1 pseudogene is annotated in these 995 nt (G+C 48.7%); it reads right to left on the bottom strand.

The annotated features are described in order from the left end of the window. A pseudogene (locus ACO0KV_RS18345) lies at positions 1 to 995 on the bottom strand (IS3 family transposase); the annotation flags it as partial.

Here is a 995-nt window from a genome sequence, read left to right on the forward strand (position 1 = left end):
TTTGTTTCTTCATCCAGTCTTCCAGATATTGAACGGGAGAGCGGTAACCTAATGTCGAATGCTGCCGTGTTCGATTATAAAACACCTCAATATATTCAAAGCTCGCAGCTTTCATTGCATCATGGGTTACATATCGAATTCCATGATAACGCTCATTCTTGAAGCTGTTAAACCAGCTCTCGGTAGGCGCATTATCCCAACAATTTCCCTTACGACTCATGGAGCAAACCATGCCAAACTCCTTGAGCTTGCTCTGAAACGCCTTACTGGCATATTGACTGCCACGATCTGAATGATGCATGACCCCAGCTGCCGGTCGGCGACGGAACCATGCCATCGTCAGCGCATCCGTCACAATGTCGCTAGTCATGCGTGGTTTTAGCGACCAACCGATCACTTCTCTATTGAATAAATCAAGCACGATTGCCAGATAGAGCCAGCCTTCATCCGTCCACAAGTAGGTGATGTCAGAAGTCCACGCTTGATTCGGCGCAGTCGGCATAAAGTTTCTATCGAGCAGGTTATCTGCGACGGGTAACGCATGTTTCGAGTCTGTCGTTACCTTGTAGCGGCGCTTATGGCGTGCGTGTATGCCATGTTCTCGCATCAATCGTTCGACACGTTCTTTGCTAGCTGTAAAACCGCGCAATCGCAATTCTCTGATCATGCGAGGGCTACCATACGCGCCCTTAAGTTCAGCATGAATGGCACGAATGATTGCCAGCATCTGTACGTCTGTTAAGCGCTTTCTGCAAGGAATTCCGCCGCGTTGCCAGGCGCGATAGCCACTCACACTGACTTCAAAAACGGTGCACATTTCTGTTAAAGAATAGGTTTTGCTGTTGGCAGCGATCCATGCATACTTCACAGAACATCTTTCGCGAAGTATGCCGCCGCCTTTTTTATGATTTCGTTCTCCCGCTTAAGTCTGGCAACTTCTGCTCTTAATCGGGATAGCTCCATGGCTTCTGGTGTGACGACTTTCGTGCCTGCGC

The sequence above is a fragment of the Undibacterium sp. RuRC25W genome, assembly GCF_049339825.1.
In the GTDB taxonomy this organism is placed as follows: Bacteria; Pseudomonadota; Gammaproteobacteria; order Burkholderiales; family Burkholderiaceae_D; genus Undibacterium.